The following is a 21,728-nucleotide window of genomic DNA, read 5'->3' as shown; positions in this document are numbered from 1 at the left end:
AGCTCACAATTCGAACTCGTCAAGCAACGCCTTCAGGGCTGTGCTTGCCTGTAATTTCGGTACGAGAACGGAGATCTTTATTTCAGACGTAGTAGTCGCGATTATCCTGACCCCAGCCTTCTGGAGTGCAAGGAAGAAACGGGCGGCTACCCCTGCGCTCGATTTCATGCCGACGCCAACCGTAGATATCTTCGCAACATCTTCATCTATTGCGAGTTCCCAGTTGTCGATATCTACAAGGACGTTTTCTATAGTCCTCTTTATCGCCGCCGGACTGGCCGAGAGAACAGTAAATACAAGGTGTATATGTTCGTTGTCATTCACAATAGATATCATGTCAACGTTGAAATTCGAACCTGCAACGGCCTGAAAGATCTTGCTGACAACATCCGTATTTCCGGGCAATTTGTTTATCGTTATCTTCAGCTGGTTTGTGTCTATCGTAGCACCCGTTACGACAGGCTGTTCCAGCCATTCGGGAAGCCTGCTCACTACTCTGGTTCCTCCTTCTTCGTTGAATGACGACAGGCAAAGGATCTCAACGTTGTACTTCTTTGCTATCTCCACCGATCTCGAGTGAAGGACTCTTGCCCCTAGAGCCGCCATTTCCAGCATTTCGTCATATGTAATGAATTGGAGCTTTCTCGCATCTTTGTGAACCTTGGGATCGCAGGTATAGACTCCGGCGACATCGCTGAATATCTCACATGAGACCCCAGCCTTTGCAGCAATCGCGACAGCAGAAGTATCCGATCCTCCCCGCCCGAGGGTAGTAAGATTCCCATCGCGATCGACACCTTGAAAACCTGTAACGACTATCACATCATAGTTCTCAAGTTCTGCATACATCTTTTCGAGGTTAAGATCTGCGATTCTTGCGTTGCTGAAATCTCCAACGGTGCTTATATCAAGCTGCATTGCGTTGTGCGAGATCGAACGGACACCCATACTAAGAAGAGCTATAGAAAGAAGCGCCGCCGAAACCTGTTCTCCTGTCGCAAGAAGCATCGCAAGCTCCCTCTCATCAGGGACAGGAGTCAGGCTTTCGGCTATGGAAATCAGATCATTGGTTGTCTTTCCCATAGCCGAAACAACAACGATCATCTTTTCGCCGTCATCTACTCGTTTCTTTATTCTTGTTGCAACGTTCATTATTCTCTCTGCATTGGCGACAGAAGAGCCTCCATACTTCTGGACAATCATCTAGCTCTCCCGAATCTCGCGCAGCTCTTTGACGAGGCTGGTTTTACTCGCAGTTTTCTCGTCGAACTGCTTTATCACCCTCGCCGGCATTCCGGCCACAACCGAACGCGGGGGTACATCTTTAGTCACAACCGCTCCCGCTGCAATCACCGAGTGCTCTCCTATCCTTATGCCTTCTAGAACGACCGCATTTGCTCCGACCAGTACGTTATCTTCTATGATTACAGGCGTAGCGCTTGGTGGCTCGACAATTCCGGCAATTACGGCACCGGCTCCTATATGACAGTTGGCACCGATTATCGCACGACCTCCGACAACTACGTTCATGTCTATCATTGTTTCACGACCGATGACAGCTCCAACGTTAATTACGGCTCCCATCATTATCACTGCGTTGTCTCCGATCTCGACCGTTTCTCGGATTATTGCACCTGGTTCTATCCTTGCACGATAATTTTCGAGTTCAGCCAGTGGAAGAGCAGAGTTTCTTGCCCTCACCTCGAGATAGTGAGAGGTTATCTTTTCGGAGTTCGTTTCAAGTATTTCTCTTATCTCTTTCAGGTCACCAAAGATGATGCCGAAATGCCTTCCTCCAATGAACGTGGTGTTTCCAGATCTGAAACCTTCGAGATCACCGCAAAGGTAGCAAACAGAAGGCGTCTTCTTCTTGGAGTCTTTTATCATTTTTATTATCGTTTCTGCATCCATCTGACAACCTCCTCATAGGAGTAGAAACCGTTTTCCCTCTCAGCGCAGAACATTGCAGCCTTCAGTGCACCTATAGCGAAGACTTTGCGAGAGATGACCCTGTGGCTTATCTCTATAACCTCTCCCTCGTTGGCAAAAAACACTGTGTGGTCTCCGGGGATGCCTCCCGTCCGTACAGAATGGATAGGCAGATCCCTCCCTACGGATTCCTTAAGCATGATAGCGGTACCGGAAGGAGCGTCTTTCTTCGCGCTGTGATGGACTTCAATTATCTCTGCTTCAAATTCCTCCAGCAGAGATGAATACTCTTTCAAGATCATTCTCAGTAGGTTTATACCGGTGGAGAAATTGAAACTCTGAACTACCGGGACCTTTTCTGCGAGCCTTCTAAGATCGACAATGTCTGACTGGTTTAGAGCAGTCGTTCCTGTAACGATTCCTGCACCGAATTGATAAGCCATCTCAATTGCGGTCTTCAAAGCTTCGCGATTCGAAAAATCTATTATGATTTCGGGTTCCCCGTGCCTGAATATACCGGTGTCACTAACCTCAAGAGCGAGGTCATGTCCTTTGAAAGTTTCAATGATCTCCTTTCCCATTCTTCCAGAAGAGCCGATTAGTCCATATCTCACAGCACACCACTCTCTTTCATAGCACGTTCCACAACCTTTCGATTCGTGTCGGACAACTCATTGAGAGGAAGGCGAAGTTCGTTTGCGCAATAACCCATTAGGCTTAGCGCATATTTGACGGGTATGGGGTTCGACTCCACAAACAATGCCTTCATGATCGGAAGTAGCTCGAGATGTAAGTCTTTGGCAGTCTTTAGGTCTTCAAGTAGAATGGATCGAATCATCGTTGAAGTCTTCCAGGGTGCGATGTTGGAGATTACCGATATTACACCGTCTCCACCGCTGCAACAGAGGTGAAAGGCCTGATCATCATTTCCCGACAAAACTTTGAACGTGGACTCCCTTTCCTTGAGACTTGAGATAAGATAATCCACCTGATACTGATCTCCGCTTGCTTCCTTTACTCCAACTATATTAGCGAACTCGAGGCACCTCAAGATAGTATCCGGAAGCATGCTGGCTCCGGTTCTTCCGGGAACGTTGTAGATGATTATCGGCCCCTGCACGCGCGTGGCGATCTCTCCGTAATGCCTGTAAAGACCTTCCTGAGTGGGCTTGTTGTAGTAGGGAACAACAACGAGCACACCATCGGCACCATCGTCGAACGCCTTCATCGACAGTTCGATACTCTTCGTAGTCGAATTCGTTCCGGTTCCTACGATAACAGGTATAAGCCCATTCGCTTCCTGCACCGCTATCTTTATCAGCTGAGAGCGTTCGGAATCACCTATCGTCGGAGATTCACCGGTTGTGCCAAGTACTACAAGCGCATCTACCTCGTTTTCCATTTGGAATTGAAGAAATCTTCTGAAGGCCTCGTAATCTACGTTACCGTTCTTAAAGGGCGTTATAACTGCAGTTCCAGTTCCTCTGAACATTTCTCTACACCTCCTCCCAGATATGCGGCACCGTCTCTGAAGGTTACAGTGAGAAGTCCTCCGTTGGCCTGCAAAGCGACCTTGTTATGGCCTGTCTTTCTCGAGTATACCCACGCAACTGAAGTAGCCCCGCTTCCGCAGGCACTCGTCTCTCTTTCGACACCTCGTTCAAAAGTGCGAACTCTTAGATTTCCGGCCTCGATAACGCTATATATGTTGACATTTGCATCATACAGATGTCTGAGTGGAAGAAGAGCACCCCAATCAATGGCTTCTGTGCTGCCTTCCATTACGAGATGAGGAACGCCCACAACTAATATCTCCCCGCGATACTTCTCCTCTTCAAAGGAACCAAGAAAGCGGGGTGGGGGCATCTTCACTGAGACCACGTCTTCCACCAGCCCTGAAATGACCCCTGCATGTGACGAGAATTCAACTGACCCAGAGTTTTCTTTCTCGTGAATGAAATGAACATAGGTTCTTGCTCCATTTCCACAAAAGGCGGCTCTAAGACCGTCACGGTTGAAGTAATCCATGAAGCCGCTTTCCACGAAGATCGCACCATCGCTCTCACCAACATACTTGAGAACGAGCAGACGCTTTTCCTCTTCACTTAAACTTATGTTTCTCGAATCGACTACGAGAAAGGTGTTTCCTGTTGCCGAGTAATATGCCCCTTTCATGTCAAGCGCCTCCTATGTGGGTTTTCAGAATCCTAACGGCATTCGTAGCGGCTCCTACCCGGATGTTGTCCGCCACGTTCCAGAGTAGGAAACGATTGCTGTCGAAGCTTCTGAGTCTCGAAACATGGACGAGATCGGAGCCCGCTATTTCGAGCGGAGTGATATGCTCCTCGGAGTAAACTACATGATCAGAACGCTCGATAGTCTCGCGGAGTTCTGTAAGTGAAAATGGTCTGATAGTCTCGCAGAAAACTGATTCAGAATGGCCATGAATAACTGGTACCCTCACCGTTGTAGGCCAAACGGAAATCGAATCGTCTCCGAAGATCTTTCTCGTTTCATTAACCATCTTCACCTCTTCTGAAGAAAACCGGGAATCGAGCAGATCGCCGATCACCGGCACAACATTTCTGTGTATCTGTCTCACAAACACAGAAGGAGTGACTTCTCCTCGTTCCTGATCCTCCAACTCTGCGATTCCCTTGTTCCCCGCCCCCGAAACCGCCTGATATGTGGATACAACAATAGTCCTAATTCCGTAATTCTTATAAACCCCGCTTAGCGAAATAACCATCTGAATGGTTGAGCAGTTTGGATTGGCGATGATTCCCCTGTAGCCTTCGATAAGATGCCCATTGATCTCGGGTACAACAAGCGGAATCTCTTGATTTGCCCTGAAGGCCGAAGAATTGTCTATTACGACTGTTCCCTTTCTTGAGGCAATGGGAGCGAAGCTTTTCGAAACGGATGCCCCAGCCGAAAACAGAGCGTAATCATATCCTTTGTCAAATGAATCTTCGCGAAGCTCTTTGACCTCAAGTCTCGCACCTGCAAAATCTAGATTCTTTCCGGCGCTGCGTCTGGAAGCAAAGAGGTCGATCATTGCCGAAGCCAATCCCTCCTCCTCAAGTTTCTTCAACATCATTCGGCCCACTTCCCCGGTAGCGCCTACTATAGCGAGTCGCACTTAACCACCTCCTGAAAAAGAAAAAGTGCTCCCGAAGAAAACGGGAACACTTCAATGGTTTGAAATAATGTCTTATTCCAAACCCACCGGCTCTCCACGCAATCTTCGTGACAGTCATACAGGTCTTTCCTGTATGCCCAGAAGTCGGTCGCTGGGGCTTCCGCCTTCTTCGGCACCCTCGCCTTTCGATCCGTTCCAATCCCCTGATGAACGTCTACTGATCTTGGGTGCTCCTCCGCTGGGTAACTTCCGATTGATTATATCACGGTGCTCTCGAGACCAACTCGCCCTTTGAAAACATAAGGTTAATTGATCATCTCAATTGAACTTCGCTACTGAACCTCATCTAGCACCAGCTTACTGTAGCCGAGGAGCGCTGACGATATTCGGGCTGCTAGAAGCCTCCGGTTCCGCCTCCACCGCCTCCACCGCCAGAGCCACCGCCGCTGAATCCACCTCCTCCGCCGGAACCACTGCTTGAAGCAGAAGAGGCCGCCCTTGTTACTCCTGTGAAGGAGCTCACGGCATATGCTGTAACGGGATAGTACATGTATGGATGTCTGCTCTGTTCTCTCCAGACATCCTCAGGCACGATCTTGTTTAGATTCTTCCTTACGGTGTCCGCTATGCCGAGTGCGGTTGCGTACACCAGATACTCCTCCCAGAGGATTATTGACTCGGGTGGTTTCTCATTCAGGAGGGAGTAGTCTTCTAAATACTTCTTCAGACCCAACCATCTGAGATAGAAGAGCCTTCCCTCTTTTGTCCATCTTCCGAAAACGTCTTTCGGCAGGAATATGATGACCCAGCTAACCGTCCAGATCACTCCGTAGAATGCGAGTGAAAAGAGACGCATGGGGGCAAGGTCAGGTTTTGAATAGAAAACAAGAAGGAGCACACATACAACGAGCATCAGGAATGAGTATCCGTTTACTATTGACTTGCCCTTCAAATCTATAAGATGCATTTTACGTACCGTATCGTTGACCTTGCTCTTGTATTTTGAGAATTCGCTTGTGAAAACACGCGCCTTGGACTGCTTCTTCGTCACTTCTTTTTTAACATCGTTGAAGTTGAAAACATCATCCTTGTCGTATTTATCAATGAATTTCAGGAAGGCCGCTTCGGTCGGTCTTAGTTTTGTGTCGTCTCGATTCTTTATTACAATTCCCTCTACCTTGTCTCCCTTCCCCTTCTGAAAATCGATGTATTCCTTTCTGTACAGCTCCATAATCGTGGAGCCAATTCCGTCGTTGTCGACAAACCCGGCTAAGTTCTTGACGGCAGCGTTGATTACGTCTGGAGCATCGTCCGTCGGAAGCTCTCTCTCATACTCGGCGAAGTAGCCGATATCTATTTCCTTCCCATGCTTTCTATGAGTCCTAATAAGGACGAACGGAGTGAGCAAGCCGATTACAATCGGGATTATCCACTTTCCAAAGAGGACAACTAGACTAACTTCCCTTTCTGCTTCATCGATGAATTTCCTATCAAATGCTCCACCAAGAGCTATATTCCTCATATTCATTGCGTTTGCTTGTTCCTTTGAAATGACTGCCCTAAACTCAACATACGTCATCGGTGGTATATTCGTTGCTTTCAGATCGAAAGTATTTCCACTACGATTGACTTCGACAGGCGGATGCGTGAAAAAGTCAAGAATATCTAGATTCTGAGGAAACACAATCTTCGCGGTAATCTCTCCTACCCAGCTTGCTGTATCTTCACCCCATACCTTTCTGAAAATCTGGGCAATGTCAGTGCCTATCTCCACGGCTCTTCGAATAGTGTATTTGTAAGTGACGCTTACTCTCTCTTCTCCCTTGACTGGGGTAACGCTCGAAGAATTGTAAGGAACGAACCATACCCTAACTGATCGTGACGACTCGCTGCCCATAGACTCAATATACTTGATCTCTTTGCCAACAGCTGTTACCTCAATTGAGCTATACAGACTTCCGGCTCTGTCTGCAGGAAGCTCTCTATACACTCCTCTATAAGCTTTGTTGAACACGTAGTCTATGGTCTCCGTTACCGTAAGCAGGCCGTTCTGGTCAATCTCCATCAAGACATTTACTTTTTCTACCGACGTTATTGCTGAGAAAGACTCTCCAATTCCATCGCTGAAGATGAACACTGCTACTCCCCAGCTAATCAGGCCCAGAACAATTCCAGCAATGACTCTGACGACTATCTTCTTCACTTACTGCCACCTCCCCCCTTATTGCATTTTACACTATCGTACCTAGAAAAAATGGAATGAGCCAGTCTGCTGACGCAAGCAAAGAGCCGCCGATCGCTTAAGAACGGAGACCCGCTGTACGCTGTAAAGAGCCCAAGCCCAGAAAACCGTCTCGGGACGCAAGGCTGGGCTAAGAGCAGTTGTTGGTCGTACGTGGTTGGTGGTTGGTCAAGATCAAAGAGCTAGAACCCCTATCACGCAAAGAATGACGAAATCCAGTTTATCAGAACCAGCTCACTTCGTCATCCTCGTGCTTCTTGGCCAGGATCTCGATCTTTGAAACAGTTGCAAGTGGCGAGTTGCAAGTTGAATAAGAAAGGTTATCCGTTATCGGTTCACCGTTCTCCGAGCAGAGCTTCAAGACCTATCAAGCTCTTTGGATGATGATCTTAAGTCCTCCCTTGAGGGAGTAGTGTCACGAAGTGGCGGAGGGTGTCTGTTTCAAAGAAGAGCATGGAGAGCACAAGAGGAGGAGAGAGTACGAGAAACAGGAGAGAGGGAGTTCTCGCCTTCTCGTGAGCGCAGCGAACGTCTCGACAGTGCTCTTTCCTTAAGAAAAAGGTTCTCGGGTTTGCTTTCAACAAAGTCGGCTCTAAACAGCACTCAGCGACCAGCGAAAAGCGATTATTCCAGCGATCGGCGGGGCTTTCCAGACGACGATACGATGTAACGTCAACGATGGACCAATATCGCCTTTTGTCTTTGCCTTGTAAGGTACAATACAAAGGAGACATTCGGGGGGGTGAAAACTTTGCAGTTCAGGAAGATGAGGAGATCGGATAAGGAGCTGTCGCTGAACGAAGCTAGTGAAATTCTGAAAAACGCTTCCTATGGGGTATTATCTACTGTAGGTATAGACGGGATGCCCTACGGGATCCCCGTGAACTACACGTACGAAAACAATTGCATTTTCTTTCACTGCGCCACCACCGGTCACAAGCTTGACAACCTTTCTCAAAACCCCAATGTTTCTTTCTGTGTTGTTGAGTCCTCTAAAGTGATTCCGGAGTCTTTTTCTACGATCTTTAGAAGCGCCATCGCCTTTGGAAGGGCCTCGATACTGGAAGACGATGGGGAGAAGACAGAGGCCTTAATGAAGCTCCTTTCAAAGTATGCGGCAGATTACGTTGAGGATGGAGTAGAGGAGATTAAAAACGCCTTGAAGGCCACCTGTGTTATCCGTATCGATATCCTTCATTTGACAGGAAAATCATCGATAAAGTAGTTCGCAGTCGTTCTCTGGTTTTTCTTGCTCAGTAAAATGGATTGATCGGGTTTGCCCGTATTAAGTATTCTGTCCATTCATCGGAAGCCTATCTAAAGGTTCAGGTATTTGATTTGAATACGTAAAGGCATCTCTTCTTGTTATAATTCCGATGAATGAACTAACTGGAGGCGATGGTTGATGAACAGGAACGCTCTTATGAGAACTATAATTGGAGCCATAATGATTCTGCTTGGGATCCTAATCATTTTTGTCAGATCGTTCACTTTCAATCTCTGGCTATTGTTTATCTGGATTCCTGGGATTTTCATGGAATACAGAGCATTCACTGGACGGGACAAGAATCTCTTTGTGCCTGCAGGCATTTTGCTAACGGTCGCTGTAATCCTGACTTTTAATGTTATTTTCCCGGGCTTCATAATGAGAGGCGGCTGGGCGCTATTCATAGCCGCTCCTGCTGTTGGCCTCTTTCAGTCGTATTTTGCCGGAGTTGAAAAGGATAATGGCGTTCTGGTTGCAGCATCGTTCTTATCGGCAATCTCCATGCTCTTTCTGCTCATAGCACTGGCGCCGAAAGTGCTTGGGATTTTCATAGGAATCTCGCTGCTTGCAGTTGGAGGGTTGGTAGTCTACAAAAATCTGAGATCTGTTAAGAGATAGGAGGAGTCTGGATGAAAGCCATGATTTTAGCAGCTGGCGCGGGGACGAGACTTAAACCGCTAACAAGCAGGCTGCCAAAACCGATGCTTCCCATTATTGAAAAGCCTGTAATCGAATTCATTGTCGAACTACTTGCAAAGTATGATGTGAAGGAGATAATGGTTAACGTCTCACACCTTGCCGGAGTCCTTCAGAGCTATATGAGAAGCGGCTACAGATTCGGTGTGAGAATAGGTTACTCCTTCGAAGGTCACTTTGAGAATGGCCAGCTCGTTCCGGAGCCCGTAGGTTCGGCAGGCGGACTGAAGAAGATTCAGGAAAAGTCTGGATTCTTCGATGAGACTTTTATTGTGCTATGCGGAGATGCTATTGTCGATTTCGATATCGCGAAAGCATACGAGTTTCATAAAGCGAGCAATTCTATGGCAACAATAATCTCAAAGGAAGTCGAGACGAAGAAGGTCTCGAATTACGGAATTATCGTTAGCGATTCTTCGGGAAGGGTTGAGTCCTTCCAGGAAAAGCCACCGATTGACAAAGCAAGGTCTAATCTGGCAAACACAGGTATATATATCTTTGAGCCTGAAGTCTTCGATTACATCCCAAGCAAACAGTTTTTCGACATCGGGGGAGAACTCTTGCCATTGCTTGTTCAGAAGAAGGAGCGGGTCTTCTCTCTGGACACGAAGATCGAATGGTACGATATAGGGCGGAATTCGGACTATCTTGAAATCCTTGGGATGGCTCTAAGAGGTCAAATAAGAGGTTTTGAGCCTTCTGGAAAGCAAGTTACCGAAGGTTTGTGGATAGGAACGGGTTCGGTTCTGGAGAAGTCTACGAAGATAATTACGCCCGTGTTTATAGGTGCGGGATCTCTCGTAGAGAAGAACGTGAAGCTTGAAGGGCCGGTAATGATTGGATCCAACTGCAAAATCCACAGCGGCGTTGAACTGAGTAACGTCTTTGTGGGAGACTATACGCGGATCAAACCCGGTTTCAAGGGAAAGAATTTATTGATCACATCTGAGTACTACGTGACAGTAGACGGGAGTGGGGGAAGTATCGCCGACTCGAATCTCAAGAATTACATTTCGGATGTGAGGTCTTTGGAAGGCAACTCCACTGTCCACTAGAGAGCTATCTTTAATCGTGCTACAATTGTCCATACGTTTTTTTGAGGAGTTGCCTTATGTTGAAGATAGTCAAAGTCAGGAGTCAGCGGGACAGGAAAGAATTCATAGATCTTGCCAAGAAGTTTTATTTTGATTTCCCGTTGTGGGTCCCTCCCCTAAGCCACGAGATTAAGGCGGTATTGAAGAGCAAAAGCTCACAGCTCCTTGCCAACGGTCCACACGATTTCTTCCTTGCCAAAGAAGGAAATATCGTTAAAGGAAGGATCGCAGTGGGCATCGAAGAGGTAATGAATAGTGCGAAATCTGTCGAGCATGCATACTTCACGCTCTTTGAGTCGGTAAACGATAGGGCCGTTGCCGACGCCTTGCTTAGGACTGCCGAAAGCTGGGCAAAGAGCAAGGGCATGAAGTATCTGAAGGGACCTGTTTCCCCTACTAACGGCGACGATTATAGAGGGCTACTGATAGATAACTTCGAAGATCCGCCCGCCGTTATGATGCCTTACAATCCCCCCTACTATGTTGACTTTTTTGAAGACTTCGATATTTACTTGAAATATCTTGCCTTCAGATACGATCTTGAGCAAGTCATATCCGAGCGCGAGATAAAGTTTACCGAGATCGCAATGGATCGCTACGGGTTCCGCGTTGAAGAGGCCAATTTCAAGCGGCTAAAGGATGTCGCCGCGGATCTTCAGAAGATCATGGAAGAAGCTATTCCGAAGTGGGAAGAGGATGTTCTTCCTCCCACATATGAAGAACTGTGTGATATGGCCAAGACACTCAGGACGGTAGCCGATCAGAGAATGGTAATCATCGCGAGATCAGGAGAAAGGCCAATAGGGTACTTTGTTGCGCTGCCGGATTTCAGCCCGCTCATTCGCGAGATTGACGGCAAGCTATTTCCCTTTGGGTGGTACAAGCTGCTTAGTAAGAGAAAGTCTCTTGAACGGGTGAGGGCGGCGATACTCTTTGTCGTTCCCGATTTCAGAAACAAGGGCGTGCCTTCGGCCATGTTCTTGAGAGCGTACAGAAATATCCAGAATATGGGTTTCAAAGAGATCGAAGGATCATCCATCAGCTCAATGAACGCCAGGATGATCGCAAATGCCCGGCGCGCCGGAGGCCAGGAGTACAAACATTACATAGTCTACGGAAAGAGTCTGCTGAAGAGACCGCTTTCACTCAGTGAGATATACGGGATTGCTGCGAGCAAGTTTGTTCCAAAAGTCCAACAGACTCCTGAAACTCTTCTGCAAAGGATCTAAACTCGTTGGAAAGTTCCGATGTGCAGGGCTTCCGATCGTCTATGAATTCGAGAAAAACAAAGAGTTTCTTGTATCTGGTCAGGTACGTGAGATCCCTTTCGCTCTGAAAGTTATCTGCGCTGAACGCCGTAATGACTTCGTACATTAGAGTTGATGGCGAGTAGGGAGCCAGTCTATCGATCTGGAGAAAGGCAGCCATCTCTTCGAGCATTCCGGTAACGAGATGACAGGTTCTCGAGTAGGGCTGCTTCACAATGCTTTCCAGCCAGGGAATGAATTCCCGGTAGTAGTGGTATTCTGCCGTCTCGCCTTCGACACCTACAAGCCCCAGAAGTCTTAGCGCCTCAATTCTCGATTCTTCTTCTAGTGAAAGAAAATGGGCTCTCAAGGGATCCTCATCTCCTAGAATGAAATAGCTATCACCCCGCAGAACACCGAACTTCTTCATTGTATCGAGATAACCGCAAATAAGATACTTCTTCGAGACCTCAGGATCAAAGGTCATTACTGTCCCAAATTGCTCTGAAGGTTCTATCAACGTGACCTTCATTCCATCGGTGAAGATGTTTATAAAAGCGAGAGCTTCTCCAAAGTAGATTCCAATAAGGTCGACTGCGACAACCTCTTCGTGGCCTCTCTCCTTTGCCATGAAAAGAGGTAAGTTAGAATAGACGCCTCCGTCTATGAAAACCTCTCCGTTTATCTCTTCACGCGCGAAGGCGGGAAAGTTCGCGCTTGCCAGAACAAAATCGACCAGTTTTCCCTCCGGGATGAGGTCTTTGTACATTGCGTAAGGTCGCAAGCCACTGAGAGAGTAGAGAACGATTCCAAGTTCTATATTGCTTGCTCTCACCTTTTCCTCAACGATCATTTCTTTCATCTTGGTTCTCATGGGTTCTATGTCTATTCCATTTTCGGAGGTGAGAGTTCTCATTGCCGAAGCTAGCTCCATCGCATCGAGGCCCAGGAGATTTCCCTGGATCAGTTCGTACAAATGAGGAGAGGCATTCATAAGCTCTTGGTAATCTATGCTGCACCACACATCTCTCGCAGCCTCAAAGCCCTCACTGATAAGACCGGCCGCGTTGATTGCTCCGACAGAGGAGCCGTAAATGGCATCGATTTCCAAACCGAGATCAAGCATGGCTCCGTAAACACCGATTTCGTAAGCACCTCTACCTCCACCGCCAGAAAAAACCACAGCGACCGAGACAGCAGTGACCGCAAGTAGAACTACCGAGAAAACTAGAAGCGCTCTCCTCATTTCTCTTCCCCCAGATTTCTCCAAAGTTGTATGAAGAATTTGATGATATTATTATACATTGGAAAGGAAGAGACTCAGAATCCATATTTAATGAACCAATCACGAGTTCTCTCTCGAAATGGTGTATCATATTAAGTTAGTTTACCGGACTAGTGAGGCGATTGTTTTGATAAGAGACTTCCTGAAACACAACTGGCCAAGGTACCTTTATGGCGCTATTTTTCTTATTCTTGTCGATTTACTAATGTTGATTACTCCAAGAGTGATTGGATTGATAGTAGATGAAATCAGAGGTGGTGCCCAGGACCTAGGTTTTGTCAGACTGCTTATATTTGCCGTTATCGGGGTTGCCTTCGGACTTTTTATAACGAGATTGTTCTGGCGGGTCTTCATAATGGGGGCGGCAAGAAAATTCGAGTACTACACTCGAAAGACTCTCTTCGAGAAGCTTCTGACGCTTCCACCAACCTTCTATGACAGGACGAGGGTCGGCGATCTTATGGCCAGATTTACGAACGACGTGAATGCCGTAAGAATGGCTATGGGTCCTGCGATTGTCATGATCATAGATGCCGTCTTTCTCGTAACTGTAACGATCTTTGCAATGGGGCTTTTCACGAACTGGAATCTGACATGGATCTCAATCGCTCCGCTTCCGGCGCTGGCTATCGTTTCAACCTTCTTTGGAAAGATGATTCACAAGAGATTCAAAATGGTCCAGGCATCCTTTTCCGATCTTACAGATACAATTGAAGAGTCCATCTCAGGAGTCCGGCTTATAAAGAGTTACGGAATCGAGGACCTTAGAAATGGAACACTCTCCGATAAGTCAGATATGTATGTAGAGAAGAACATGGCTCTTGTAAGGGTCTGGGGAATGTTCTTCCCGTTGATTCAAACTCTCTCTATGCTTGGTACTGTGCTGGCGACATTGTTTGGAGGACGCATGGTAATACTGGGTCAGATAACTCTAGGAGAGTACATCACGTTCACTTCGTACCTGGGAATGCTGATCTGGCCGATGACGGCCTTTGGCTGGGTGATCAACATCATCCAGAGAGGACGCGCCTCTTACAGAAGGCTTATGGAAGTCCTTGAAGAAGATAACAACATAACTACCGATGACCCTGTAAAAATCGACGAATTTGAAGGTCATATAGTCATGAAGAACCTCACCTTCACCTACCCGACCGGAAGCAGACCTGCCCTTGAAAACATTGATTTCGAAGTCAGACCCGGCTCTAAGATAGCCATCGTCGGAACCACTGGCTCGGGAAAGTCGACGATTGCAAAATTGATCGCCAGGCTGTACCCCGTTGACGAAGGGATGCTGTTCATAGATGGAGTGGATATAAATAAACTGGAACCTAAGGCGATAAGAGAAAATGTTGCTTACGTTCCGCAGGAGACCTTTCTCTTCTCCGAGACCGTTGGAAACAACATTCGTTTCGGAGACATGGGAATATCCGACGAAGAAGTTAAAAAGTACGCGAGCATCGCCTCGATTCATGAGGATATCGAAGGCTTCAGCAATGGGTACAAAACCATTGTGGGTGAGAGAGGCGTGACCCTTTCGGGAGGTCAGAAACAGAGGATTTCTATAGCGAGGGCACTCATAAAGGAGGCACCGCTCGTTGTGCTCGATGATTGCCTTTCGGCCGTCGATACCGAGACTGAAACGGAGATTCTAAAATCCTTGAAGGACTCCGAGGACACCAGATCGATAATCGTCATCTCTCACAGGTTAAAGGCCGTGGTGGATTCCGACGAGATTTATGTGCTCCATGAAGGCAAGGTAGTCGAGAGGGGCGTACACTCCGATCTAGTTCAGGGCGGAGGCCTTTACCAGAGGATGTACGAGAGACAGATGTTAGAAGAAAAGCTCGAGGAGGAATAGCATGGCCGAAAACGTATACAGCGAAGTAGAAGAGAAACTTAAGGTTGAAGACTGGCGAGTCGTCTTCAGGCTGTGGAAGTATACGAAGCCCTATGTCGCTATTCTGATTCTCAGTTTGATTTTGATCGGAGCCTCTTCGGTGCTTGATCTCCTTCCACCACTCCTGATGAGAAGAGCAATAGACAACTACATGGACAATCAGTATTCGCTGGTCGTGGTTGAAGAAAACGGTTCCTTTAGCTTCGCTGAATCCGATGAAGGAGTTTTCTATCTCCAACAGGATGAGTCGGGTCTCTACAGTGTGACCGACGGTACGACAAGTTATCCGATAACCGAAGAACAACTCAGAGACTTGAGGGTGCAAGACCTTAACGGGATAGGTCAGATAGCAATCTTCATGATCCTGATCCTCGTTTCGCTTTTCTTCGTCAATTACGGGCAGGTCTATGCAACATCCTACATGGGACAGAAGATAACTCATGGTATCAGGGTGGACCTCTTCCGGCATCTTCTGAGAGTGCCGATGAGGTTTTTTGACACGAATCCCAGCGGAAGATTGGCGACTAGGGTTGCTAACGACACGCAGAATCTTGCCGAGTTCTTTACAAGCGTCATTACGTCGATGGTGAAAGACGTCCTCCTGCTGGGAGGAATCATCATAATAATGCTTAACCTATCTACTTACCTGGGATTGATCACAGTGGCCATTCTTCCGATCATTGCGGGAGCGATCTTCGTTTTCCGTTACTTCGACAGGATAGCCTATAGAAAGGTGAGAACGCGCCTTGCGATAATCAACGCCTTCCTTGCCGAGCATATCTCCGGCATGTCTATCACCCAGGTCTTCAATCAGGAAGTTAGGAAGAAGAGCGAGTTCGATTCGGTTAACAAGAGCCACCTAAAGAGCCTTATGGAACAGCTCTGGGTATTTGCCATTTTCAGACCGCTGTTGGATCTTCTTTATTATGTGACCATAGCTATCGTTATCTGGTTTGGCGTAAAAAGCATTCTGGGAAACACGCTGGCCTTCGGAGTGCTTGTTGCCTTCATTTCGTACATCGATATGTTCTTCCGACCGCTGCATGACATCGCAGAAAAGTACGACATTGTACAGAATGCGCTTGCCTCGGCCGAGAAGATCTTTAAGCTGATGGACGAGAACGAAGAGACATACAATCCCGATAAGGCTGCCACGAAGGCGCTCGAAGGAAGCGTTGAGTTTGAAAATGTGACCTTCGCGTATGACGGTGAGCACAAAGTGTTGAAGGACATCAGCTTTGGGGTGAAACCGAAGGAGAAGATCGCCTTCGTCGGCGAAACTGGAGCCGGCAAGACCTCGATCATCAGCATTCTCACCGGACTGTATAAGATTCAGGCCGGCCAGATAAGGATAGATGGCAAGAACATCTACGACTACAATCTCCAGAGTTTACGTAAGAAGGTTGGAGTTGTACTACAGGATGTCTTCCTCTTCTCAGGAAGTATTCTCGATAATATTCGTCTCTTCGACGAGACGATTTCGAGGGAGAAGGCTATAGAGGCTGCAAAGTACGTCTATGCTCATCACTTCATTGATCGCCTTCCAGATAAATACGATTCAGTAATCCTTGAAAGAGGGGGCACATTGTCTGCCGGAGAGCGACAGCTGATTGCGCTTGCCAGGGCCGTTGCCTTCAATACGGATATTCTTGTTCTCGACGAGGCGACTGCGAATGTCGACACAGAGACAGAGGCTCTAATTCAGAAGGCTATGGAGAGAATTTCAAAAGAGAAGACAATGATCACGATCGCTCACAGGCTCTCCACCATAAGAAATGCAGACAGAATAATGGTGATTCATAAAGGTATGCTTGTAGAGTCGGGAACTCACGATGAGCTCCTCTCAAAGGGAGGAATATACTCGGATCTCCACAGACTGCAGTACGAGCTTGGAGATATCGCTTAGGAGTCTGATCTCTTTTCCTGGTCAGCGCCGTCTTTGGGTTCTTCGGAAGTGTTCTCTTCGATGTCGCTTGTATCCTCCAGAGAGGCAGGCAGGTCGAGCTTCAAAGGCTCGTCCTCAGGTCTTCTCTTTTTAGGCCTGAGTTGAAGCATGGGGAATTCATATGGTCTCGTAGCCATTCTTCTTCCCACAGTAGACATGACGTTGAAGAAGACCTGAGGTACAGTCTTAATCTTTGTCGTCTGCACTCTCTTGAGAAGAAGAAACGCCATGAACCTGAAGAAGGAGCCCAGCAGGAAGATCACCTGAATGCCGTAGAAGTCTACTCCCAGTATCGTCATACTCTTTCCCTTCAAGTACGAAGCGACAAAACCTCCTAGGAGAGAGCCGGCCAAAGCACCCAGACCATTCAAGAATGCCTGAACGGCCACATAGGATTCCACCGAGTGACCCCTGATCATCCCCATCATCATGGTGAAGACACACAGGTTAATTGCACTCCAAACAACTCCCGTTACTACGGCATCGACAGGTATTAGTATAGCAGCCGTCTGAGGGGTGACAAAAATCCACATAAGAGCGAGAATCGTTGCTCCAAGTACTCCAAACTCCGCAACCGACTGGTGTCCTATCTGGTCGGATATCTTGCCCCAAACAACGTACATCATCATGGAGGCAAGTGAGGCGACTATACTCATAACACTCAGATACGAGTAGCTGATCTCGAGGTTCACAAGCTGGTGGTAGGCGTAGAAAGGTCCGGAGATAGTAATAGCAAAATTCCATACTACAGCAAACTTCAAGTACTGCCTGAATTTGAGATTGGCAAAAACTTCCTTGAATACTCTTCCCTGGCCAAACGTCTTCACTGGAGGAGCATAGTAGCTCTTGAGAAGAACAATCGTTATTACTGCAAATACACTTGCCATAGAAGTTACAATGACAAATCCCAAAGAACCCGTATAACGGTCCAGTATAAACGAGTACAATGGAGTGATAAGCATTGTGCCCAGAGAGAGAATCAGATTACGTCTACCAAAATATTTGCCTGTCTTTTCGGGATCGATGACGTCTCCCATTATCGAAGCCCAGAAAGTGCCCACAAGAGAGTTACCAAACGCAACTGAAGAAAGGAGAATCAGCAGCAGCGATTGCGATTTGATCCCCAGGGCAAGTGTAACGGGAATAAAGGCAAGTGGTATCCTCCCGATAAGTGCGCTGAAAAGCATCGCCTTTTTCCTGTCCTTGAAAAACTTCATCACGAATGGCGCAAGCAGCTGAACTAGTTGAGCAAGCGTAGGGAGAACTCCAATTATGGCGATTAGCATCTCAGAAGCGCCGTATTCAAGAGCTAGACCGGTTACTATGAAGCCTTGAGTAACCAGAAAGGCCATGTTGAAGAACGACCCCTCGAAGATCGCACGTCTTCTAGTTCTTCTGTATTCCGGTTTGTTATAACCCAGGTAGTCGTCCATTGACTCTCCCGCCAGATCAAAATCAGCTGATTCACTTGAGAGTTTATCATTGAAAGCACCGCGTATGTGGCACTATCCCAAACTCTTTCGTTTCATTTTCTGTACACAGATAGTAAAGGGATGCAAGGCGCCGAGGAACATCGACGCACACAAGGCTGGCGAAGATCACACCGGGTCGCATTGCTGCCTTCGGCAGGAGGCGAGGCCCGAAAGAACATCCGGGGAAGTGATGCGGCGAAGAGCATCGCCGGAAGTGAGGCTCGCTAGCGCGAGGAAGTGATGCCCGGAGAAACGTCCGGGGAAGTGATGACGCTTCGCAGCAGGCCTCTCAGGTCAACCGTCAACGGTCCACCGTCCTCCGAGAAACGCATCAGTTGCAAGTTCCATGATGCAAGTTGAATAAGAAAGGTTATCCGTTATCGGTTCACCGTTCTCCGAGCAGAGCTTCAAGACCTATCAAGCTCTTTGGATGATGATCTTAGGTCCTCCCTTGAGGGAGGAGAACCACGAAGTGGCGGAGGGTGTCTGTTTCAAAGAAGAGCTTGGAGAGCACGAGATGAGGAGAGAGGACGAGAAACAGGAGAGAGGGAGTTCTCGCCTTCTCGTGAGCGCAGCGAACGTCTCGACAGTGCTCTTTCCTTAAGAAAAAGGTTCTCTGGTTTGATTTCAACAAAGTCGGCTCTAAACAGCGTTCAGCGGGTCCTTGATCTTAAGCGTATAGCGGCTCTTCGCAGCGTTCAGCGGTCTTGGTCTTCTCGGAGGACGGTTGACCGTTGACAGACAACGTTGTTTTGAACAACGTTCAGCGGGTCCTTGATCTTAAGCGTATAGCGGCTCTTCACAGCGTTCAGCGGGTTCACCGCTTTTAAGCGTTCAGCGGACTTGGTCTTCTCGGAGGACGGCAGACCGTTGACGGACAACGTTGTTTTTAAGCGTATAGCGGATCTTCAGGGCGAGATCCCGTGCAGGTACCCTGAACAGGTGCACATCAGGGCAGGCTCTACGGGATGACTGTCCTTTCTTGCTTCAGGTCATCCTGGCAATGTTCAGGCCAGGATCTCGATCTTTGAAACAGTTGCAAGTTCCAAGATGCAAGTTGTGAGTTATAAGAACAAGAGCCAATAAACTCTATAAGTCTCTTGAAATGCTCTTCTTGGTCGGAGGACGGCGGACCGTTGACGGACAACGTTGTTTTGAACAGCATTCAGCGGGTCCTTGATCTTAAGCGTATAGCGGCTCTTCACAGCGTTCAGCGGGTTCACCGTTTTTAAGCGTATAGCGGATCTTCAGGGCGAGATCCCGTGCAGGTGCATCACGGGATGACTGTCCTTTCTTGCTTCAGGTCATCCTGGCAATGTTCAGGCCAGGATCTCGATCTTTGAAACAGTTGCAAGTTCCAAGATGCAAGTTGTGAGTTATAAGAACAAGAGCCAATAAACTCTATAAGTCTCTTGAAATGCTCTTCTTGGTCGGAAAACGGCGGACCGTTGACGGACAACGTTGTTTTGAACAGCGTTCAGCGGGTCCTTGATCTTAAGCGTATAGCGGCTCTTAAAAGCGAAAAGCGGTTCTTCCAGCTCATAAGCTTCTTTGGCGGGCAATCTTACACAGAGGGTTTGGGGATAGGTTGACTCATGCGATGAATTATATGATCATTACCCACGGTCTATGAACCCGGAAGCTTTCGAACCTGACTTTTACCTTCGGGAAGTCTTCTCCGAGTGTTACAAACTCGGCCGTGCCGTCAGGATTAAGAAGTACGGTGTCTTCACTGAACAGACCGCCTATCCTTGGACAAAGGACATAGCTGGCAGGAGATCTCATCTCAATAGATGAGTTCGGAGCAAATGAAAATCTTTTCTGAATGTAACCTATGCTTCCCCCGGGGCTGAAGTGTGTTATCTCATCTACCGCATTAAGAGCAATATATGCGTTTCTAATCTCTTCGTATACTTCGCCCATGCTCTTTGCCCTCATTATCGCAACAGCAGCCTTGGCGGCAACGCCGGAGGCTCTCTCGTGCTTTTCTTCAATTGCGTGAGGAACGGCTCCAAAGTGGAAGTATCTGCTGAGAGAAACGGAAAGTCCTTGCTTCCTTATTGTCGCCCTGAGCATCAAATAGCGGTCTATCTTTTTTGCTGTTGAAACCGGATAAGGAGACTTTGCAATTCTCTCATCGGAAGCTACGCACAGAGTTGGAGCTTCAAGTCCTGACTCGATAAAGATAGCCCTCAATACTTTTTCGATTTCCAGCTCCGCCATACCGGGCTGCAGTTCAGGTGCAAACTCGCACAAGATATTCTCAGTAAGTTTTCCAACTACTCTCAGACGCAATATCTCTCGATCGTCGAGAATCTGCATTTTCTCATAGAAGGATTTGTCCAAAGGAACATAGTTTGAACAGGAGAGGAAAAGTTCGCAATCTACTGCAGTCTTTCTGAACTTTTCACATATTTTGCTTATTGTCTCCCTGTAGTTTTTATATTCGTCGATAGCAAGTATCTCAATCCCCGCCGGAAGAATCTCGTCCTTGATTCTTTCAGCATCGTAACTTGGACTAAGTGCAACTACCATCGATTCCGTGACTAAAAGCCAGAAGGCTCCGAAGTCAGAAGAGGTGTCTATTCTCGGATCAACCTCGCCTTTGAAGAACCACTGAATATTCGAGTTTCTTGTCAAGAGGACTGCTTCTACGGAAGCTTCCCCGATGTATTCTCTGACAACTTCGTGTCTAGTCAAACACACCCCTCCAGCTCACTTTAAACCTATTCTATCAGAGGGGACGAAAAATATTCAGCGAATATGCACTGATAGACTTTCATACTTCGGTTCCTTGTTCCGGCGGAATTTGTAAGCATTCAAAATAGACTTCCGTTCTTAGTGATATGGTATAATTGCTGTGATTTCTATAGTTGTTGTATAGAGCAGTTCTGCAATGATTGCTATCGATTCCTTATATAGATTATCATGCGAGGAGGGGATAAAATGCAAATTGGTGAGTATGTTAAAAGCGCCGACTGGAAAAGCGAAAAACACGTGCCGGTTATTGACATTCCTGAAGCTATTAAGCCGGGTGAAGCATTCAATGTAGAGATCACGGTGGGCAAAGAGATTTCTCACCCAAACACTATCGAGCATCACATCAAATGGTTCGATCTGTACGCAATCTATGATGATGGCCAGTTTCTGATTCATCTGGGTCACATCGAGTTCACTCCTGTAACAACACAGCCCAAGGCAGTTTTCAATGTGAAACTGGAGAAGTCAGGTTCTCTAATCGCCACCTCTTACTGCAATATACATGGTCTCTGGGAGAGCAGTAAGAGAGTTGATTTCTGATTAAGGAGGTTGGCACGATGAAGTACAGATGCACTATCTGCGGTTATATTTACGATCCCGAAATTGGAGACCCCGATAACGGCGTAGATCCCGGGACCACTTTTGAGGATGTTCCAGAGGATTGGGTTTGTCCGCTTTGCGGAGCTAGCAAAGACGACTTCGAACCAGTCGACTGAGATGAGGCGGGAGAATCACTCCCGCTTTTCTTTACC

Annotated in this window: 18 protein-coding genes and 1 riboswitch; of the genes, 8 read left to right on the top strand and 10 right to left on the bottom strand. The window is 47.4% G+C overall.

The window, feature by feature from the left end:
* Positions 1–3 precede the first annotated feature (3 nt).
* From RJ60_RS05470 to RJ60_RS05440, 7 genes are all read right to left on the bottom strand, one after another.
* On the bottom strand, positions 4–1,203 hold the full coding sequence (locus RJ60_RS05470) for an aspartate kinase (protein ID WP_103134215.1): 1,200 nt from the start codon (positions 1,201–1,203) through the stop codon (positions 4–6).
* The gene (gene dapD, locus RJ60_RS05465) at positions 1,204–1,911 is read right to left on the bottom strand and encodes a 2,3,4,5-tetrahydropyridine-2,6-dicarboxylate N-acetyltransferase (RefSeq protein WP_102819347.1); all 708 of its coding nucleotides are present in this window, start codon (positions 1,909–1,911) and stop codon (positions 1,204–1,206) included.
* A complete protein-coding gene (locus tag RJ60_RS05460) occupies positions 1,893–2,543 on the bottom strand; it encodes a 4-hydroxy-tetrahydrodipicolinate reductase (protein ID WP_099830040.1) in 651 nt (216 codons plus the stop codon). Before RJ60_RS05460 ends, dapD begins: the two co-directional genes overlap by 19 nt.
* Positions 2,540–3,421: a 4-hydroxy-tetrahydrodipicolinate synthase gene (gene dapA, locus RJ60_RS05455; RefSeq protein WP_099830041.1), complete on the bottom strand. Its 882-nt coding sequence runs from the start codon at positions 3,419–3,421 to the stop codon at positions 2,540–2,542. The genes RJ60_RS05460 and dapA overlap by 4 nt, the downstream gene beginning before the upstream one ends.
* Positions 3,391–4,104, bottom strand: a complete 714-nt coding sequence (dapF, locus tag RJ60_RS05450; protein ID WP_103134214.1) for a diaminopimelate epimerase — start codon at positions 4,102–4,104, stop codon at positions 3,391–3,393. Before dapF ends, dapA begins: the two co-directional genes overlap by 31 nt.
* A gap of 1 nt (position 4,105) precedes the next feature.
* Positions 4,106–5,071, bottom strand: a complete 966-nt coding sequence (locus tag RJ60_RS05445; protein WP_099830043.1) for an aspartate-semialdehyde dehydrogenase — start codon at positions 5,069–5,071, stop codon at positions 4,106–4,108.
* A 79-nt stretch (positions 5,072–5,150) separates the two neighbouring features.
* Positions 5,151–5,317, bottom strand: a riboswitch (Lysine riboswitch).
* 148 nt (positions 5,318–5,465) lie between these two features.
* Positions 5,466–7,274, bottom strand: a complete 1,809-nt coding sequence (locus RJ60_RS05440) for a DUF2207 domain-containing protein (RefSeq protein ID WP_103134213.1) — start codon at positions 7,272–7,274, stop codon at positions 5,466–5,468.
* Between the two features lie 790 nt (positions 7,275–8,064).
* Here RJ60_RS05440 and RJ60_RS05435 point away from each other — a divergent pair.
* From RJ60_RS05435 to RJ60_RS05420, 4 genes are all read left to right on the top strand, one after another.
* Complete coding sequence (locus RJ60_RS05435) at positions 8,065–8,538, top strand: pyridoxamine 5'-phosphate oxidase family protein (protein WP_207759768.1); 474 nt, start codon at positions 8,065–8,067, stop codon at positions 8,536–8,538.
* 180 nt (positions 8,539–8,718) lie between these two features.
* Positions 8,719–9,198, top strand: coding sequence for a hypothetical protein (locus RJ60_RS05430; protein WP_258006192.1), 480 nt, complete (start codon positions 8,719–8,721; stop codon positions 9,196–9,198).
* A gap of 11 nt (positions 9,199–9,209) precedes the next feature.
* Entirely contained in the window at positions 9,210–10,331 is a 1,122-nt protein-coding gene (locus tag RJ60_RS05425) for a sugar phosphate nucleotidyltransferase (protein WP_099830773.1), read from the top strand.
* A gap of 56 nt (positions 10,332–10,387) precedes the next feature.
* Positions 10,388–11,599, top strand: coding sequence for a hypothetical protein (locus RJ60_RS05420; RefSeq protein WP_103134211.1), 1,212 nt, complete (start codon positions 10,388–10,390; stop codon positions 11,597–11,599).
* Here RJ60_RS05420 and RJ60_RS05415 read toward each other — a convergent pair.
* A complete protein-coding gene (locus tag RJ60_RS05415; protein ID WP_099830771.1) occupies positions 11,517–12,863 on the bottom strand; it encodes a patatin-like phospholipase family protein in 1,347 nt (448 codons plus the stop codon). The genes RJ60_RS05420 and RJ60_RS05415 overlap by 83 nt on opposite strands.
* A gap of 166 nt (positions 12,864–13,029) precedes the next feature.
* Between RJ60_RS05415 and RJ60_RS05410 the strand changes: the two genes are divergently transcribed.
* Together RJ60_RS05410 and RJ60_RS05405 are read left to right on the top strand one after the other, a co-directional pair.
* On the top strand, positions 13,030–14,760 hold the full coding sequence (locus RJ60_RS05410; protein ID WP_103134210.1) for an ABC transporter ATP-binding protein: 1,731 nt from the start codon (positions 13,030–13,032) through the stop codon (positions 14,758–14,760).
* A gap of 1 nt (position 14,761) precedes the next feature.
* Positions 14,762–16,705 carry an ABC transporter ATP-binding protein gene (locus tag RJ60_RS05405; RefSeq protein WP_099830769.1) on the top strand — a complete coding sequence of 648 codons (1,944 nt, stop codon included), beginning with the start codon at positions 14,762–14,764 and terminating at the stop codon, positions 16,703–16,705.
* Here the strand turns inward: RJ60_RS05405 and RJ60_RS05400 are convergent.
* Both RJ60_RS05400 and RJ60_RS05385 read right to left on the bottom strand, forming a co-directional pair.
* Positions 16,702–18,177, bottom strand: coding sequence for an MFS transporter (locus RJ60_RS05400; RefSeq protein ID WP_103134209.1), 1,476 nt, complete (start codon positions 18,175–18,177; stop codon positions 16,702–16,704). The genes RJ60_RS05405 and RJ60_RS05400 overlap by 4 nt on opposite strands.
* A gap of 1,644 nt (positions 18,178–19,821) precedes the next feature.
* Positions 19,822–20,922: a Xaa-Pro peptidase family protein gene (locus tag RJ60_RS05385; protein ID WP_258006191.1), complete on the bottom strand. Its 1,101-nt coding sequence runs from the start codon at positions 20,920–20,922 to the stop codon at positions 19,822–19,824.
* 240 nt (positions 20,923–21,162) lie between these two features.
* On the opposite strand from RJ60_RS05385, the gene RJ60_RS05380 reads away from it, so the two are divergent.
* Complete coding sequence (locus tag RJ60_RS05380; protein ID WP_103134205.1) at positions 21,163–21,516, top strand: class II SORL domain-containing protein; 354 nt, start codon at positions 21,163–21,165, stop codon at positions 21,514–21,516.
* A 17-nt stretch (positions 21,517–21,533) separates the two neighbouring features.
* A complete protein-coding gene (gene rd, locus RJ60_RS05375; protein ID WP_099830765.1) occupies positions 21,534–21,692 on the top strand; it encodes a rubredoxin in 159 nt (52 codons plus the stop codon).
* Positions 21,693–21,728 lie beyond the last annotated feature (36 nt).

It is taken from the genome of Mesotoga sp. B105.6.4, assembly GCF_002896535.1.
Classification (GTDB): Bacteria; Thermotogota; Thermotogae; order Petrotogales; family Kosmotogaceae; genus Mesotoga.
The sequence above is the reverse complement of the archived record's forward strand: the minus strand, read 5'-3'. Positions and strand labels throughout refer to the sequence as shown.

Excerpts from the sequence above, each read along its gene's own strand:
- RJ60_RS05425 (WP_099830773.1), top strand. The coding sequence starts at position 9,210 with ATGAAAGCCATGATTTTAGCAGCTGGCGCGGGGACGAGACTTAAACCG.
- RJ60_RS05405 (WP_099830769.1), top strand. The coding sequence starts at position 14,762 with ATGGCCGAAAACGTATACAGCGAAGTAGAAGAGAAACTTAAGGTTGAA.
- RJ60_RS05430 (WP_258006192.1), top strand. The coding sequence starts at position 8,719 with ATGAACAGGAACGCTCTTATGAGAACTATAATTGGAGCCATAATGATT.
- RJ60_RS05470 (WP_103134215.1), bottom strand. The coding sequence starts at position 1,203 with ATGATTGTCCAGAAGTATGGAGGCTCTTCTGTCGCCAATGCAGAGAGA.
- RJ60_RS05415 (WP_099830771.1), bottom strand. The coding sequence starts at position 12,863 with ATGAGGAGAGCGCTTCTAGTTTTCTCGGTAGTTCTACTTGCGGTCACT.
- rd (WP_099830765.1), top strand. The coding sequence starts at position 21,534 with ATGAAGTACAGATGCACTATCTGCGGTTATATTTACGATCCCGAAATT.
- RJ60_RS05380 (WP_103134205.1), top strand. The coding sequence starts at position 21,163 with ATGCAAATTGGTGAGTATGTTAAAAGCGCCGACTGGAAAAGCGAAAAA.
- dapD (WP_102819347.1), bottom strand. The coding sequence starts at position 1,911 with ATGGATGCAGAAACGATAATAAAAATGATAAAAGACTCCAAGAAGAAG.
- dapA (WP_099830041.1), bottom strand. The coding sequence starts at position 3,421 with ATGTTCAGAGGAACTGGAACTGCAGTTATAACGCCCTTTAAGAACGGT.
- RJ60_RS05420 (WP_103134211.1), top strand. The coding sequence starts at position 10,388 with ATGTTGAAGATAGTCAAAGTCAGGAGTCAGCGGGACAGGAAAGAATTC.
- RJ60_RS05400 (WP_103134209.1), bottom strand. The coding sequence starts at position 18,177 with ATGGACGACTACCTGGGTTATAACAAACCGGAATACAGAAGAACTAGA.
- dapF (WP_103134214.1), bottom strand. The coding sequence starts at position 4,104 with ATGAAAGGGGCATATTACTCGGCAACAGGAAACACCTTTCTCGTAGTC.